At 65.3% G+C, this 15,226-nt stretch carries 15 protein-coding genes; 4 read left to right on the top strand and 11 right to left on the bottom strand.

The annotated features are described in order from the left end of the window. The 10 genes from purL to truA form a co-directional block, all read right to left on the bottom strand. Entirely contained in the window at window positions 1-2,238 is a 2,238-nt protein-coding gene (purL, locus tag IIB36_04300) for a phosphoribosylformylglycinamidine synthase subunit PurL (protein ID MCH7530969.1), read from the bottom strand. A gap of 97 nt (window positions 2,239-2,335) precedes the next feature. Further along, window positions 2,336-3,034 carry a phosphoribosylformylglycinamidine synthase subunit PurQ gene (gene purQ / locus IIB36_04305; GenBank protein MCH7530970.1) on the bottom strand — a complete coding sequence of 233 codons (699 nt, stop codon included), beginning with the start codon at window positions 3,032-3,034 and terminating at the stop codon, window positions 2,336-2,338. Further along, window positions 3,031-3,312: a phosphoribosylformylglycinamidine synthase subunit PurS gene (gene purS, locus IIB36_04310; protein MCH7530971.1), complete on the bottom strand. Its 282-nt coding sequence runs from the start codon at window positions 3,310-3,312 to the stop codon at window positions 3,031-3,033. The genes purQ and purS overlap by 4 nt, the downstream gene beginning before the upstream one ends. Continuing rightward, a complete protein-coding gene (gene pssA, locus IIB36_04315) occupies window positions 3,309-4,178 on the bottom strand; it encodes a CDP-diacylglycerol--serine O-phosphatidyltransferase (GenBank protein MCH7530972.1) in 870 nt (289 codons plus the stop codon). Before pssA ends, purS begins: the two co-directional genes overlap by 4 nt. Window positions 4,179-4,181: 3 nt before the next feature. After that, a complete protein-coding gene (locus tag IIB36_04320) occupies window positions 4,182-4,841 on the bottom strand; it encodes a phosphatidylserine decarboxylase family protein (GenBank protein MCH7530973.1) in 660 nt (219 codons plus the stop codon). Continuing rightward, entirely contained in the window at window positions 4,838-5,785 is a 948-nt protein-coding gene (locus IIB36_04325; protein ID MCH7530974.1) for a phosphoribosylaminoimidazolesuccinocarboxamide synthase, read from the bottom strand. Before IIB36_04325 ends, IIB36_04320 begins: the two co-directional genes overlap by 4 nt. After that, complete coding sequence (locus tag IIB36_04330; protein ID MCH7530975.1) at window positions 5,778-7,226, bottom strand: adenylosuccinate lyase; 1,449 nt, start codon at window positions 7,224-7,226, stop codon at window positions 5,778-5,780. Before IIB36_04330 ends, IIB36_04325 begins: the two co-directional genes overlap by 8 nt. Beyond that, window positions 7,223-8,707: a trypsin-like peptidase domain-containing protein gene (locus IIB36_04335; GenBank protein MCH7530976.1), complete on the bottom strand. Its 1,485-nt coding sequence runs from the start codon at window positions 8,705-8,707 to the stop codon at window positions 7,223-7,225. Before IIB36_04335 ends, IIB36_04330 begins: the two co-directional genes overlap by 4 nt. Window positions 8,708-9,130: 423 nt before the next feature. Continuing rightward, complete coding sequence (fsa, locus tag IIB36_04340) at window positions 9,131-9,787, bottom strand: fructose-6-phosphate aldolase (protein MCH7530977.1); 657 nt, start codon at window positions 9,785-9,787, stop codon at window positions 9,131-9,133. Further along, the gene (truA, locus tag IIB36_04345; protein ID MCH7530978.1) at window positions 9,784-10,602 is read right to left on the bottom strand and encodes a tRNA pseudouridine(38-40) synthase TruA; all 819 of its coding nucleotides are present in this window, start codon (window positions 10,600-10,602) and stop codon (window positions 9,784-9,786) included. Before truA ends, fsa begins: the two co-directional genes overlap by 4 nt. A 147-nt stretch (window positions 10,603-10,749) precedes the next feature. Here truA and trpD point away from each other — a divergent pair, with 147 nt between their 5' ends. After that, window positions 10,750-11,769: an anthranilate phosphoribosyltransferase gene (gene trpD / locus IIB36_04350; protein ID MCH7530979.1), complete on the top strand. Its 1,020-nt coding sequence runs from the start codon at window positions 10,750-10,752 to the stop codon at window positions 11,767-11,769. 64 nt (window positions 11,770-11,833) lie between these two features. On the opposite strand, the gene lexA is transcribed toward trpD, so the two are convergent. After that, complete coding sequence (lexA, locus tag IIB36_04355) at window positions 11,834-12,442, bottom strand: transcriptional repressor LexA (GenBank protein ID MCH7530980.1); 609 nt, start codon at window positions 12,440-12,442, stop codon at window positions 11,834-11,836. A gap of 60 nt (window positions 12,443-12,502) precedes the next feature. Between lexA and trpC the strand changes: the two genes are divergently transcribed. From trpC to trpB, 3 genes are read left to right on the top strand one after another with little or no spacing between them, the layout of a single operon-like run. Further along, window positions 12,503-13,330, top strand: a complete 828-nt coding sequence (trpC, locus tag IIB36_04360; GenBank protein MCH7530981.1) for an indole-3-glycerol phosphate synthase TrpC — start codon at window positions 12,503-12,505, stop codon at window positions 13,328-13,330. Continuing rightward, window positions 13,323-14,012, top strand: coding sequence for a phosphoribosylanthranilate isomerase (locus tag IIB36_04365; GenBank protein ID MCH7530982.1), 690 nt, complete (start codon window positions 13,323-13,325; stop codon window positions 14,010-14,012). The genes trpC and IIB36_04365 overlap by 8 nt, the downstream gene beginning before the upstream one ends. Beyond that, window positions 14,009-15,214 carry a tryptophan synthase subunit beta gene (gene trpB / locus IIB36_04370; GenBank protein MCH7530983.1) on the top strand — a complete coding sequence of 402 codons (1,206 nt, stop codon included), beginning with the start codon at window positions 14,009-14,011 and terminating at the stop codon, window positions 15,212-15,214. Before IIB36_04365 ends, trpB begins: the two co-directional genes overlap by 4 nt. Window positions 15,215-15,226: the final 12 nt, after the last annotated feature.

A 15,226-nucleotide genomic window follows, 5' to 3' on the forward strand; every position in this document is an offset into this window, starting at 1 on the left:
TCAGGCTCCCGAGGTCGACGGCGTGTCCATGATGTCGGGCAAAGCCCCGAAATAGGCGTCCGCCATCTCGGCCAGGTCGGCCTCCACCCTGCCTTCGGACATGACGATCCGGAAGGGGCTGCCAACGGCGGTCACCGATCCGATCTTCGTGGCCGGGACGCCGTGCTCCTGCGCGATGCGGAGGACCTCCGCGGTCTGCTCCGCGGCGCACGAAACGACGACCCGGCCCTGGGATTCCGCGAACAGCGTGGCTACCGGCGCCAAGTCGTCATGGAGCTGAACGTCGATTCCGATCGGTGCTTCACCGTCTCCGAGCGCGCATTCGGCGAGCGTGCAGGCCAGCCCGCCATCCGAGCAGTCGTGCGCCGATCTGAGGCGGCGGTCGTGCGTCATCATCAATACCGCCTGCTGCAGTGCCCGCTCCTTGCCCAGATCGACCCTCGGGGGCGCTCCTGCCACGAGACGCGCGGTCACGTACAGGTATTCCGAGCCGCCGAGCTCGTCGGTGTTTTCACCGAGCAATACGATGTCGTCGCCCTCCGTGCGGAACGTGTGGCCTACGATCTTCGATGCATCGTCGATCACGCCGACCATGCCGATGACAGGCGTCGGGTAGATCGCGCGCCCGTCGGTCTCATTGTAGAACGAGACGTTCCCGCCGGTGACGGGGGTCTCGAACGCCTCGCACGCCTCTTTCATGCCCAGCACCGCTTCGCGGAACTGGTAGTAGATGTGCGCCTTGAGTGGGTTGCCGAAGTTCAGGTTGTTCGTGATCGCCGTCGGAACGGCGCCTACACACACGAGATTACGAGCGGCTTCCGCCACCGCGATCATCGCTCCGGTCCGGGGCTCCAAATAGACGAAGCGACCGTTGCAGTCCGTGGTCGCAGCGACCGCCTTGTCGGTGCCACGGATCCGGATGACGCCGGCGTCTCCTCCCGGCCGAACCGCGGTCGCGGTTCGCACCGTCGTGTCGTACTGGTGATAGACCCATCGTTTGCACGCGATGTTGGGTGAGGCCAGTAGCTCTTGGAAGGGCGTGGTCAGATTGCCGCGGGGGAGCAGATGCGCACGGAGATCGGTCTCACGCAGCGCCTTCATCTCCTCGCCTTCGATGCCTTCGCGCTCGTAGGTCGGACACCCTTCCGTGAGCGGCAGGGCGGGAATGTCGGCGACCGTGACTCCGCTCTCCAGTACCCGGAAGCGGCCGTCGTCGGTGACGTGGCCGATGACTTTCGCCTCGAGCTCCCACTTCTCGAGGATGCTCACGACCTCGTGCTCGCGGCCCTTCTCTGCGACCACGAGCATGCGCTCCTGCGACTCGGAGAGCAGGATCTCGTACGGGGTCATGCCGTGCTCGCGAACCGGCACCTGCGCCATGTCGATCTCGACCCCGTTTCCGGCCCGCCCCGCCATCTCGGCGGCCGACGACGTGATCCCTGCGGCGCCCATGTCCTGAATGCCGGTGATTGCGCCGCTCGCGATCAGCTCGAGGCTTGCCTCGAGGAGGAGCTTCTCCGTAAATGCGTCACCCACTTGGACTCGCGGGCGCGAAGACTCGTCGGAGTCCTCGCTGAGCTCTTCGCTTGCGAACGTCGCCCCATGGATGCCGTCGCGACCTGTACGGGCGCCTACGGCCATGAGCGGGTTCCCGACGCCGGAAGCAGACGCCCTGATCAACTCCTCAGTCTTCATCAGGCCGAGGCACATGGCGTTGACGATGGGATTGTCCTCGTAGCCGCGGTCGAAGACGACCTCGCCACCGATGTTCGGAACGCCAATGCAGTTGCCGTAGTCGCCCACGCCGGCCACGACCCCACCAAACAGGTAGCGCACTCGCGCGCTGTCCAGGTCCCCGAAACGCAGGGAGTCCAGCACCGCGACGGGACGTGCGCCCATCGTGAAGATGTCTCGCAGGATACCACCCACGCCCGTCGCCGCACCCTGGTACGGCTCGACCGCGGACGGGTGGTTGTGCGACTCGATCTTGAAGGCGAGAGCGTACCCTTCGCCTACGTCGATCACCCCGGCGTTCTCACCGGGTCCCTGAATGACCCACGGAGCTTCGGTGGGTAGGAGCCGGAGCAGGCGCTTGGAGTTCTTGTAGCCGCAGTGCTCGGACCACATGGCACTGAAAATACCCAACTCCGTGAAGGTGAGGGTCCTCCCCATGAGGGCGCGGATCCGCTCGTACTCCTCTGGCGAGAGGCCGTGGTCCGCGACGAGCTCGGGCGTGATTTCGGGATCGCCCGGGCGGGGGGCGACGTGGGTCTCCGTGACGGCTTCGTCGACCGTGCTCACGGTATGGCCGCTCTTCCTGATGAAGTGTTCGCAGTTAGCTCGCGACAGCTGATAGGCTCGTGGCGAGGGATGTGAATACGCCGATGCCGTCCGTAGACCCGAGAAGTTCTTCCATCGCTCGCTCGGGGTGGGGCATCATGCCCAGAACGTTACCGTTTTCATTGATGATGCCCGCGATGTTGTGCCAAGAACCGTTCGGATTGGCCGCATCCGTTGCTTCGCCCTCGACGTCCACGTACCGGAAGACGACGTGACCCTCGCCCTCCAGCCGCTCGAGCGTCGCTTCGTCCGCTTCGTAGTTGCCCTCACCGTGCGCGATCGGCACGCGCAAGATCTGTCCCGGCTGATAGTCGCTCGTGAAGAGCGTATCCGCTCGCTCCACACGGATCCGCACGTCCTTGCCGGCGAACAGGAGCGATGCGTTGCGTACCAGCGCTCCGGGAAGCAAGCCCGCCTCGCAGAGGATCTGGAAGCCGTTGCAGATTCCGACCACAGGCGCACCCCTCTTGGCGAAATCGATGACGTCTTCCATGATGGGGCTCATGCGGGCGATCGCTCCGGCGCGCAGATAGTCACCGTACGAGAAACCGCCTGGGAGCAGCACTGCGTCATAGCCATCGAGGCCGCGCTCCCGATGCCAAACGAAGGTGGCCTCGGCTCCTACTTGCTGCGCGGCCTTATAGAGATCGTAGTCGCAGTTCGAGCCTGGAAAGGTGATGATGGCGGCCCTCATGCTTCCGCCGCTTGAGCCCCTGCGAGCTCTTCGACGAGCGACACCTCGAAGGTCTCGGTCACGGGATTCGCGAGCAGCTTCCGACACATCGCTTCCGCTGCCTCGAGGGCAGCTCCCGCGTCGTCAGCGACAAGGTCCAGGTAGATCGCCTTGCCGACGCGGACGTCGTCGACGCCATCCCATCCGAGGGAGTTCAGCGCGTGATGGATGGCCTTGCCCTGTGGGTCGAGTATGCCCGGGCGCGGTCTTACCCTCACTTCCAGTCGAAACCGGCTCAAGCTTCTTCTTCCATGGTTCGCCTGCGATGGTGACCGCCGAAGTCGGGATATTCGAGCGTGCGAACCTCTGCACGGTCGTCGAAGTGGTCTTCCTCTTCATCCAGCAGCGGGTCGCCGCTGGGGATGCGATCGAGCAGTCCGAGAAGAACGGACTTGATCAAGCCCCAGGCGAGGTAGAGAATACCCACGCTGAAGAAGAAATACCGGGGCACGGCGAGCGCCGCGAAGAGCATGCTCAGCACGAAAACGGTGTTCAGCACGCCCTTGGTGGTGCGGAGGCCGATCTTCGGCACCTTGGCGTATGGGACGTGGCTCACCAGGAGCACACCGAGCAGGACCATGCCCACGCCCATGATCTGGGCCCAGGGAAGGTCGCTCAGATACGTCTGGAAGAACTGCGTTTGGCTGAACGGGTAGTAGGTGGCGAGGGTCCCCCCTGCCGCAGGCGAAGGGAGACCGTGGAAGTGCCGTTTCGCCTCCCCACCCTGCTCGATGTTGAAGCGCGCGAGTCGTACGACGACAGCAGTAACGTAGACGAACGACAGAATCCAGGCCCACTGCGCGTCGGCGAAGAAGATCTCGTAGATGATGAAGCCGGGCGCGACCCCGAACGAGATTGCATCGACGAGAGAGTCGAGCTCGGCGCCGAAGCGGGACCCCGTGCGGGTGAAGCGGGCGACGCTCCCGTCCAGCATGTCGAGCGTGCCCGCGAAAACGATGCACCACCCCGCCCAGATCAGATCGCCGCGAGAAGCAGCGATCATCGCGTAGAGCCCGAAGAAGAGGTTGCAGAGCGTGAACGCTGACGGGAGGATGATGATCCCCTTCTGCAGCGTCTCTCGTCGCGGGGGGCGCGGCGTTCTCATTCCTCAGCCTTCAGGGGGGAATCGGGCGAGCACAGACGAACCTACGCGAACCCGGTCGCCGACGGAACTGACCACGTCCCAATCCAGGGGAATGAAGAGGTCGACGCGCGAGCCGAAGCGGATGAGACCGACGCGATCGCCGCGTACCACCTCGTCGCCTTCGGACGGATCGGAAACGATTCGGCGCGCGATCAGGCCGGCGATCTGCCGAACCAGAACCTTGCCGTGTGGCGTGAAGATCCCGATTGAGGACTGTTCGTTGTCTGCCGACGCCTTCTCATTCCAGGCGGCCAGATATTTGCCCGGCTTGTAGGCCCGATGCCCGACGAGACCACTCACCGGTGCGCGCTGCACATGCACGTCGAAGACAGAAAGAAAGATCGTGATTCTGCGGACGGTATCGCCCATGAACGTCGGCTCGTCGACCTCCGAGATCGACATGATTTTCCCCTGGCCAGGGGCCACGACGGCGCTGGTGTCGGCCGGGACGATCGGCGCAGGGTCCCGAAAGAACCAAAGTGTGAAGAGGAAGATCACCGTGAGTAGCCCGGCAATGCCTCGCAGCCATGGCCCACCGATGCCCGCAGCGACGCTGACCCAAGCGAGGCCCGCCAAGAGCACCTCGATTGCGACGAACGGGTAGCCTTCGCGGGCGAAACTCACCGATCGGTCCCGAAGAGCGGTGGCTGGTAGTCGGCCAGCTCAATACCGGTCAGGCGGTGGAAAACGTCTTCGTAGCGATCGCGAGCCGAGGTCACGACGGTATCCGGCAGCTCCGGCGCCGGCGGGCTCTTGTCCCAGTCCTGCAATTCATCGAGCCACTCGCGAACGGGCTGCTTGTCCAGCGACGGCTGTCCACGACCGACCGCGTAGCTCTCCTGGGGCCAGAAGCGCGAGGAATCTGGCGTCAACACCTCATCGATGAGCAGCAGCTCTCCCGCGGCGTCGAAGCCGAACTCGAACTTCGTATCGGCGAGGATGATACCGCACGTCTCCGCGACACCGCAGCCATATCCGTAGATGTCGAGCGACAAGTCGCGCAACCGGTTGGCCAGCTCCGTGCCGAGCAGCTCCTGTGCCTGACCGAACGTGATGTTCTCGTCGTGCTCGCCCTGCTCGGCTTTGGTGGCTGGGGAGAAAATCGGCGGATCGAGCCGCTGGCTCTCCCGCAGACCCTCCGGCAGTGGCTCGTTCGCCAGCGAGCCGCTGCTCTGGTATTCCTTCCATGCCGAGCCGGTGATGTAGCCGCGCACGACGCACTCTACGAGTACCGGTCGCGTCCGGGTCACCAGCATCGCCCGCCGCGCCCACGTGTCCCGGGTCGTGGCGAGCTCCGGATGACGTGCGATGATCGCGTCGGGATCGACCGCGATGAGGTGGTGCGCGATGCGGTCGTCAAGCTGCTCGAGCCACCACGCGGTGACGAGCGTGAGCACCTCACCTTTATGCGGGATCGGCTGCGGTAGTATGACGTCGAACGCCGAAATGCGATCACTCGCGACCATCAACAGCGTGTGGGCGTCGACTTCATAGACGTCCCGCACCTTGCCGCGGTGGAGCAGCGGCAGGTCGAGTCCCGAGTCCAGCGACAAGGCTTCGCTAGACATGGATCTCGGCTTCCTGTAGTTGTTGCGCTTCGCCGGCGAGTCGTTCCAGCACCGGGGCCACCGCGGTGTCGAGGAATCGGGCGACCTGTTCTGGCGCCCGCCCTACGAACCGGAGGGGATCAACGAGCGCCTGGAGTTCGTCTTCGTCGAGCCCGAAGGCCTCATCCCCTGCGATTCGCTCCAGCAGGTCGATCTCCGCCCCGTCCTCCTTCATGCGCGCTGCGGTGGCCATCGAGTGCTTGCGAATCCGCTCATGGAGCTCCTGTCGGTCGCCTCCGCGTGCCGTGGCTTGCATCAAGATCGTCTCCGTCGCCATAAACGGAAGATGTTCTGCGAGATTTCGGCGCACGACCTCCGGATGCACGATCAAACCCGTGGCGACGTTCTCGGCGAGCACGAGGCAGCCGTCGAGTGTCAGGAATGCGTCGGGGACCGAGAGTCGCCGGTTGGCCGAGTCGTCGAGCGTGCGCTCGAGCCATTGTGTCGCGGCGGTGAACGCCGGGTCCTGCGCGAGCACGATGACGTGGCGTGCCAGAGCGCACATGCGCTCAGCCCGCATAGGATTGCGCTTGTACGGCATCGCAGACGAGCCGATTTGCTCGGACTCGAACGGTTCCTCGACTTCGCGCAGGTGTGCGAGGATGCGCCAGTCGTTTCCCAGCTTGGACAGCGAGGCCCCGACCCCAGCGAGCGACGCTTGCACCGCGAAGTCGACCTTTCGCGGGTACGTCTGTCCGGTCACCGGATAGCTGCTCACGAAGCTCATGCGTTTTCCCACCGCGCGCTCGAGCGCATCGACCTTGTCGTGTGCGCCCTCAAAGAGCTCCAGGAATGAGGCCTGAGTGCCCGTGGTCCCTCGCACGCCACGGAATCGAAGGGTCGCGATCCGGTGATCGATCTCCTCGATGTCGAGCAGCAGATCCTGGATCCACAGTGTGGCCCGCTTGCCGACGGTCGTGGGTTGCGCCGGCTGGAGGTGGGTGTACGCGAGCGTCGGCAGGGCCGCGTGCTCTCGCGCGAAATCCGCGAGCGCCGCGACGCATCGCACGAGTCGATTCCGGATGAGGCGTAGCGCCTCGCGGTGGAGGATCAGGTCGGTGTTGTCGGCGATGAAGGCGCTGGTGGCACCAAGGTGGATGATGCCCTTGGCCTCGGGAGCATCGTCCCCGAAGAGGTAGACGTGCGCCATGACGTCGTGGCGGAACCGCCGTTCGTACTCGGCTGCCCGCTCGAAGTCGAGCGTGTCCAGCGCGGCGCGCATCTGCTCGAGCGCCGTGTCCGAGATGTCGATGCCGAGCTCGGCCTCCGACTCGGCGAGCGCCAGCCAGAGACGGCGCCAGGTGCCGAAACGTTTCTTCGGCGAGAAGATCTGCTGCATCTCGCTGGATGCGTATCGCTCCGAGAGAGGGTGGCAGTAGCGGTCGTACTGAGTCACGCTCACCGTCTCCAGTAAAACTCGCGCACGTACCGGCCGCCGTCGCGCTCGAAAATGAGCGCGACGCGACCGGTCCCGCGTACCGCCGCGAAGGCCTGCGCGGTCTCGTCCGCGGTCCGGACGCGGATCCGGTTGATCTGCAGGATTACGTCGTCCCGACGGAGCCCCAACTGTTCGGACAAGCGATCCGAGATGTCGGTTACGAGCGCGCCCGACTCGCTCACGAGGTCTCGCTCTGCCTGGACCTGTGGTGTCACCGAAATGAGCTGGATGTCGCGCAGCACGGTCACGCGCTCGGCTGTCACGGACGGATACGACGTCGTCTCCAGGGTGACGGGCCGGTTCTGGCCCTCGACATCTAGTGTGAGGCGCTCGCCTGCCCTGAGATCGAGTAGCACGCCCTCGAAGTCCAGCGGCCCCGTGAGCGCACGACCGTTTGCGGAGAGCAGCTGGTCCCCAGGCTCGAGCCCCGCGACGTCTCCCGGCGACCCGTCGGCGACCCGCGAGATTCGAACCCCGTGTGTGCGTCCCCACTGGTCGGCTTCAAGCGGCTCGACGTCGATGCCCACCCAGGCACGGATCACCTGCCCAGTGCGCAGGAGATCATCTGCGATGCGCATCGCGCGGTCGATTGGGATCGCAAACCCGAGTCCTTCGCTTCCACCGCTGCGCGAAATGATCGATGCGTTGATGCCGATCACCTCGCCCGCGGCGTTCACGAGCGGGCCGCCCGAATTGCCAGGGTTGATCGAGGCGTCTGTCTGGATCATTCCGAAGTAAAAGCTGCCGTCGTCCGAGGAGGGGATGATGTTGCGGTTCACTGCGGAGATCACTCCGGCTGTCACGGTCGGCTTGGTATCGGAGGCGTAGTTTCCGAGAGGATTCCCGATCGCAAGAGCCCATTCCCCGATCATGAGCCCCTCGACGGTTCCGATAGGCGCGAAGGGCAGGCCCTCGCCCTCGACGCGAAGCACGGCGATGTCGGCGACCGGGTCGGTACCCACCACCGTGGCGTCATAGTCGCGCCCATCCGGCAAGGTGACCCGGATCTGGTCCGCACCGGTGATCACGTGGTCGTTCGTGAGGATGATCCCGTCGCTGCGGACGATCACGCCCGAGCCGAAGCCCGCGCTGCGCCGCAGTCCGCCTGGAGGCATGAAGAAGCTCTCGTACCGGGTCCGGGCCCGAATGCGCTCGGTTCGGATCACGCTGATACTCACAACGGCCGGGGCGACTCGGTTCGCGGCCCGCACGATCGCCGTTGTCCGGCTCTGGTCCAACTCGCCGGGTACCCCGCGAGAACGCTCCGTCTCAGCCGGTGCGGTTCCGACTGACGCGTCTTTCGCCGGAGCGATGCCCGCGGAAACGGTTGGCTCCTCGCTCAGCCCTGCGGTGGACGCGACCTCAGCCGACTCCTGTCCGCACGCTGGAGCGCAGATCAGAGCGGCCAGGAGGCCGATTGCGGCGACGCGTCTTCTATCTGTCATGCTAGAAGGGTGATCGGAAAGGGGGGCGGGCCGCCACCCGTGCTGTCGCACGGGTCCCCGAGTGCCACGGCCCCAGAGGGCACCCGCGCATTGCGCGGGTCGCGGTGCGACGAAGGCGTAGCCGTAGCTACTTCGAGGAGCTCCAACGACGGAGATGGGGCCGTGCCACCGCAACCCACATACTTCCGTGTCCTTTCAGCCATGGTGTTGGGCACATGGCGACCAACGCTTTCGCGTCGGTGCCCGCGCGGTTGATCCATCGTCTCTCCTCGTCGGACCACCGCCTTCGGCGGCGGTGCCCGCTCGGCTACGACTCCTCGTCGTTCCTTGCCTGAACGCGCGCAAGCGCGGGGCACCCGCGCCGTCAGGCGTGGGTCGCGCGGCCCGCCCCCCTTTCCGATCACCCTGCTAGGCCCACGACGCTCAGATTTCCGCGTCTAACTTGTTCCAATCCGTCAAGAATCCTTCGAGCCCGCGGTCGGTCAGCGGGTGCTTGCTGAGCTGCCACAGGACCTTAGGCGGCATCGTGCAACAGTCCGCCCCGAGCATCATCGCCTCCACCACATGCACAGGGTGGCGAATCGAGGCGACGAGGATCTGCGTCTCGTACCCGTAGTTGTCGTACACCTGACGGATCTGATGGATGACGTCCATCCCTTCACCCGAGATGTCATCGATCCGGCCAACGAACGGAGACACGTACGTCGCGCCTGCCTTGGCGGCCAACAGAGCCTGCGAAACGGAAAAACAAAGCGTCACGTTGGTGTGAAACCCTTCCGCGCGAAGATCGCGGCACGCCTTCAGCCCGTCTTCGGTGAGCGGCACCTTCACCACCGCGTTCTCATGGATGGCGGCCAACTTCCGTCCTTCCGCGACCATGGTGTCCCTGTCGACGCCCACGACTTCGAGACTGATCGGACCGTCCACGATCTCGCAGATCTCGAGGTAGATCTCCTTCGGATCTCGGTCGCCCGCGACCTTCGAGATGAGCGACGGGTTGGTTGTAATACCGTCGACGAGGCCGGCGTCAGCGGCGCGTCGGATCTCGACGAGGTCGGCGGTGTCGAGGAAGATCTTCATGCGGTGGCGGTGCTCCGTGAAGGTGATGCCGGTGGCTCGTCCGCCAGCAGGGCGCTCTCCGGGTACTCCACCCGGGCGAGGAAGAGCCCTTCGGGCGGTGCGGGTGGCGAGGTGGTGAGCTTGCCGTGGCCGGAGAGCAGTGCGGCGATGTCCGCGGTCGGTCGGCGGTGCCGCGCGATGTCGATCATGGTGCCGACGAGGTACCGCACCATGTGGTGCAGGTAGCGGTCCGCCGTGATGTCGAAGCGAATGCCCAGCTCCCAGTCGGCCCATGCGGCCTCCGCCACGTCGCACTGGTACCCACGCTGCTCGGGCCGGCCCGATTTGGTGAACGCCTCGAACGAGTGCTCCCCGAGGACGTCCGCGGCTGAAGCGGTCAACAACTCGGTGTCGAGCGTCTCGCACAGCGGCCAGCACTGTCTACGTTGGAAGGGAGACCGGGCCTGGTCATCGACGCCCACACGATAGGTGTATGTCCTGGCGATCGCGTCGTACCGGGGATGAAAGTCGGGCGCAGCTCGGCGCACCGACTCGATCCAGATCTCTTGCGGTAATGTCGCGTTCAACGCCTTCAGAAGCTTCGCCGGAGTCCACCGTGCTGGCATATCGACCGACGCGACTTGTCCCGTGGCGTGCACACCCGTGTCGGTGCGGCCCGAACCGATGACCGTGCGGGGAGAATCCGCGAGCTGGGTGAGAGCTGCCTGCAGGTCACCCTGGACGGTTCGCTGCTCCGGCTGGTACTGCCATCCATGGAACGCTGAGCCGTCGTAGTGGACGGTGAGCTGTAATCGGGACGTCTCGGGGGCTTCCACGGCGAAAAGGTAGATTCACTGGGGCGGATGTCAAGCGACGCCGGGGGGGCGCCGATTGGCAGAAAAACCGTACGGAGCTTAGGATTTCTGCCTCGTTCAGAGGCCCCTAGCAGCTGGAGTGTGCGCGTGTCCGAGCAGCACGACGACATGGACTTGAAGGGACTCATCGCCAAGGTCGTGGAGGGTGTTCACCTGAGCGCCGAGGAAGCTGAGGCCGCGTTCGATCGCTTCATGGCCGGCTCGGCCTCCGAGGTGGAAATGGCGGGCTTGCTCGTAGCTCTCCGGGTCAAAGGGGCACAACCCAGCGAGGTCGCGGGGGGGGTGCGTGCGCTGAGGAAGGCCATGCTGCCCGTGACGTCGTCCGATCCCTCGAGGCTCGTGGACACGGCTGGCACGGGAGGCGGAGAGGTCACGACGTTCAACATCTCCACCGCGGCTGCGCTCGTCGCGGCAGGTGCGGGCGTACCGATCGCCAAGCACGGGAACCGCTCGTTCACCTCACGAAGCGGCAGTGCGGACGTGCTCGAGGCGCTGGGGGTCGCCATCGACCTCACCCCGGACCGCATGGGCGAAATACTCGCCGAGGTGGGTATCGTGTTCATGTTTGCTCCCCTGCTGCACCCGGCGATGCGCCACGTCGGGCCGGTTCGACGCGGGCTCGGCATCACCACGGTCATGAACATCCTCGGTCCGCTCACGAACCCTGCGGGCGCCCAGCGCCAGGTCATCGGCGTCGCAGACCCGGAGCTGATCGATCTCGTCGCAGGCTCTCTCCAGGAACTCGGCCACATTCGAGCGCTCATAGTACATGGAGAGCCCGGCATGGACGAGATCAGCCCCTCCGGCGTAACGAGCGTCGCCGAGCTCACCGAGTCCGGCCTCACTCGTTTCGAGGTCACGCCCGAGGCGCTCGGGCTCGAGAGGGCCGACCTCGCCTCGCTCGCGGGCGGAGAACCGTCGGAGAACGCGGTAGTGATCGAGCGAGTTCTGGGCGGTGAGCAGGGCGGGGCCAGAACCGCGGTCCTGCTGAACGCGGCAGGGGCTATCTTCGTGGGTGGTGCAGTCGAATCCCTTGAAGCGGGGGTCCGTCTGGCCGAATCGAGCATCGACGACGGGCGCGCAGCCGAGGCCCTCGAGCGACTGAGGAACGCCACGCAAGCCGAATGAAAATGATGCGTAGGAAAGTGGAGGAGCGGGGCGGCGTGCCGCACCCCCTAATCCTAGTGTTTGGTCAATACTTTCGGATGACGCCCACGACCACACCTTGCACCCGCACGTCGGCAGCATCGACTAGGATGGGCGCCATGGCGGGGTTCGCAGGCTGCAACCGAATCCGTCCGCCGGGCTCCCGATAGAGCTTCTTCACGGTGGCCGCTTCGCCGGATACGAGCGCAACGACCATCTGCCCGTCCTCTGCCGACTCCTGCGCCTGCACGACGATGTAGTCGCCGTCCCGGATCTGCTCCTCGATCATCGAGTTTCCCTCGACACGCAGCACGTAGTTGTCCTTATGCCGGCGCACCATGTCCGGGGGAACGGCGAGCGTCTCGGTGTCCTGGATGGCCTCGATGGGCAGGCCCGCCGCGACCGCGCCGAGCAACGGTAGTTCGATCGAGGGCTCGCCCTGACCCGGTCTCACGAGCTCGATGGACCGGCTCTCATTGTAGGACTTTCTTATGTAGCCTTTGCGCTCCAGATTGCTCAGATGCTCGTGGACCGTTGCGAGCGATGCGTACCCGAAGGACTTCGCGATCTCCTCGAAGCTCGGGGCATAGCCGTGATTGGCGATGAATTCGCCGATGTAGTCGAGGATTTCCTTTTGTCGCTTGGTCAGGGGCATTCCCGTGCCCTCCATTGCCAGGTGAACCCGAACAAGAACCGAAACAAGGATACCCGAACGTTGCCCGAAACGCAAGATCCTGCCGCGCTTCCTGGGATTCTCGCGGAAATCGTGCGTACCAAGCGCGCGGAGCTCGGGGCCCTCCACAACCGGGCGTCCGACCTCGAAGCAGCTCTCGAGCACGCGCCCCCGGTGCGGGACTTCCGAGCGGCCATCTCGGATCCTGCGAGGGTCTCTCTGATCGCCGAGTGCAAGCGGCGGTCTCCCGGTGCGGGGCCCATCCGCCCAGACCTCGAGCCCGCAGAACTCACGCGATCGTACGAGATGTCGGGGGCCGCCGCGCTCAGCGTTCTTACGGACGAGCCGTACTTCGGGGGCTCGAACCGGGATCTCGTCGAGATCCGTGGCGCTACGGCGATCCCCATTCTGCGTAAGGACTTCACGCTCGATGCTCTACACGTGCTCGAGGCCCGGGGGGTTGGTGCCGACGCGGTCCTGCTGATCGTGAGGATCCTGTCCGACGACTCGCTGCGCGGGCTGCTGAGGCACGTCGAGGCGCTCGGCATGCACGCGCTCGTCGAGACACACGATGCGTACGACCTCGACCGCGCCCTGGAGGCGGGCGCGAAAGTCATTGGGATCAACAATCGAGACCTGGCGACGTTCACGACCGATCTCGACGTGACGCTGAGACTGCTGGAGCAGATCTCGGACGATGCCGTCGTGGTGTCCGAGAGCGGTATTCGCGATGCCGCGGACGTGTCGCGTCTGGGGCAGGGCGGCGTCGATGCGGTTTTGGTGGGGGAGACCTTGCTCAGGGCCACAGATCCCGGAGCCGCGGCCGCGGAGTTGTCCCGGGTCGCACGTGTGGAGCGTGTGCATGCGTGAGACCCCTCTTGTGAAGATCTGCGGCCTCCGGCGCCGTGAGGACGTCGTCATGGCGGACGACCACGGAGCCGACTTTCTGGGCGTCGTCTTGACCTCGGGCTTCCCGCGGAGCGTCGATCTGCAAGGAGCACGCGCGCTGGTGGAGGAGGTGCGCGCGCGACCGGTAGCCGTCTTGGTCGATGAGTCCGCGGACGAAGCAGAAAGGAAGGCCGAGGCACTCCGTGCACAGGTGATCCAGCTGCATGGTCACGAGCCTCCGGACGTCTTGGAAGCGCTGGCCCGACGAGGAAGTTGGTCTCTGTGGAAGGGGGTCCGCGTGCGCACCGTCGACGATGTCGTCACCGCGCTCGACAAGTATCGTGGGCTCGCCGACGGGCTCCTGCTCGAGGGGTGGAAGGCAGGGGTCGTGGGCGGCGGTGGCGTCCGCCTCGAGCTCGACCCAGAGCGGGTCCACGAGCATCTGTCCGACGCACAGCATCTGATACTGGCGGGTGGACTGGGCCCTGCCACCGTCGCGGCCGCCGTGGCACGCTTCCGACCCGACGTGGTCGACGTCTCCTCCGGTGTCGAGTCCAAGGTCGGGGAGAAGGATCCGGACCTGGTGCGGGCGTTCATCTCGGCCGCTCGGTCGGGGCCGAGCCTGGACGCGGTCCGCCTGTCCAAGCAAGAGGCCACAGGTTGAGCACCCCGACTCCCTCCCTGACGGGGCGTTTCGGGGAATTCGGTGGGCGATATGTCCCCGAGACTCTAATTCGCGCGCTGGACGAACTTGTCGTGGCCTACGAGGAAGCCGGGCGCGACCCCGGGTTCGCACGCGATCTGGAGCACTTGCTGACCACGTTCGTGGGGCGGCCCACCCCGCTCTACAAGGCCGAGCGCCTCGGCGCAGAAATCGGTCACTCCGCCGTCTACCTCAAGCGTGAGGATCTCAACCACACCGGTGCGCACAAGATCAACAATACGATCGGGCAGGTGCTGTTGGCGCGGCGCATGGGGAAGCACCGGATCATCGCTGAGACCGGCGCGGGACAACACGGGGTCGCGACCGCGACCGCCTGCGCGCTCTTCGACATCGAGTGCGTCGTATACATGGGTGAGGAGGACATCGAGCGGCAGGCCCTCAACGTCTATCGAATGGAACTGCTGGGCGCCGAAGTCCGTCCCGTCTCGTCGGGTACGCGGACGCTGAAGGACGCGACGAACGAGGCGATCCGGGACTGGGTCACGAACGTCGAAGACACGCACTACATCATCGGGTCGGTCGTGGGGCCGGATCCGTTTCCACGCATGGTCCGCGACTTCCAGTGCGTGATCGGTCGTGAGGCACGCAGCCAGCTTCTCGAGGCGGAGGGACGACTTCCCGATGTCGTAGTCGCCTGCGTTGGCGGAGGGTCGAACGCGATGGGTATGTTCTCAGCGTTCCTGGAGGAGGATGGTGTTCGCCTGGTCGGCGTGGAAGCGGCTGGGGCGGGCATCGAGACCGGCAGGCACTCGGCGTCGCTCAGCGCGGGAAGGCCGGGTGTTCTGCACGGCTCGCTGAGCTATCTTCTGCAAAATTCGGACGGACAGGTGGCCCCTGCCCACTCCGTGTCGGCGGGGCTCGACTATCCGGGTGTTGGGCCTGAGCACTCGTACTTGAAGGAACAAGGCCGCGCGACGTACACGTCCGTCACGGATCATGAGGCGCTAGAGGCCTTTCGTCGGCTCTCGCAACTGGAGGGAATCATCCCCGCGTTGGAGTCTGCTCACGCCATCGCATACGTGCTCCGTGAAGGGGCCTCGTACCGGGACGGCGGCCCTCTGTTGGTCTGCCTCTCGGGTCGCGGTGACAAGGACGTCGCTCACGTCGCCCGCGTCGAAGGACGCGGTGACTTGCTGCTGTAGGTGCGGGTTTGA

It is taken from the genome of Gemmatimonadota bacterium (assembly GCA_022560615.1).
Classification (GTDB): domain Bacteria; phylum Gemmatimonadota; class Gemmatimonadetes; order Longimicrobiales; family Gaopeijiaceae; genus UBA1138.

Coding starts and splice junctions, on each gene's coding strand:
- trpD (MCH7530979.1), top strand. CDS start 10,750: ATGGACTTGAAGGGACTCATCGCCAAGGTCGTGGAGGGTGTTCACCTG.
- fsa (MCH7530977.1), bottom strand. CDS start 9,787: ATGAAGATCTTCCTCGACACCGCCGACCTCGTCGAGATCCGACGCGCC.
- pssA (MCH7530972.1), bottom strand. CDS start 4,178: ATGAGAACGCCGCGCCCCCCGCGACGAGAGACGCTGCAGAAGGGGATC.
- purQ (MCH7530970.1), bottom strand. CDS start 3,034: ATGAGGGCCGCCATCATCACCTTTCCAGGCTCGAACTGCGACTACGAT.
- IIB36_04325 (MCH7530974.1), bottom strand. CDS start 5,785: ATGTCTAGCGAAGCCTTGTCGCTGGACTCGGGACTCGACCTGCCGCTG.
- IIB36_04365 (MCH7530982.1), top strand. CDS start 13,323: ATGCGTGAGACCCCTCTTGTGAAGATCTGCGGCCTCCGGCGCCGTGAG.
- lexA (MCH7530980.1), bottom strand. CDS start 12,442: ATGCCCCTGACCAAGCGACAAAAGGAAATCCTCGACTACATCGGCGAA.
- IIB36_04335 (MCH7530976.1), bottom strand. CDS start 8,707: ATGACAGATAGAAGACGCGTCGCCGCAATCGGCCTCCTGGCCGCTCTG.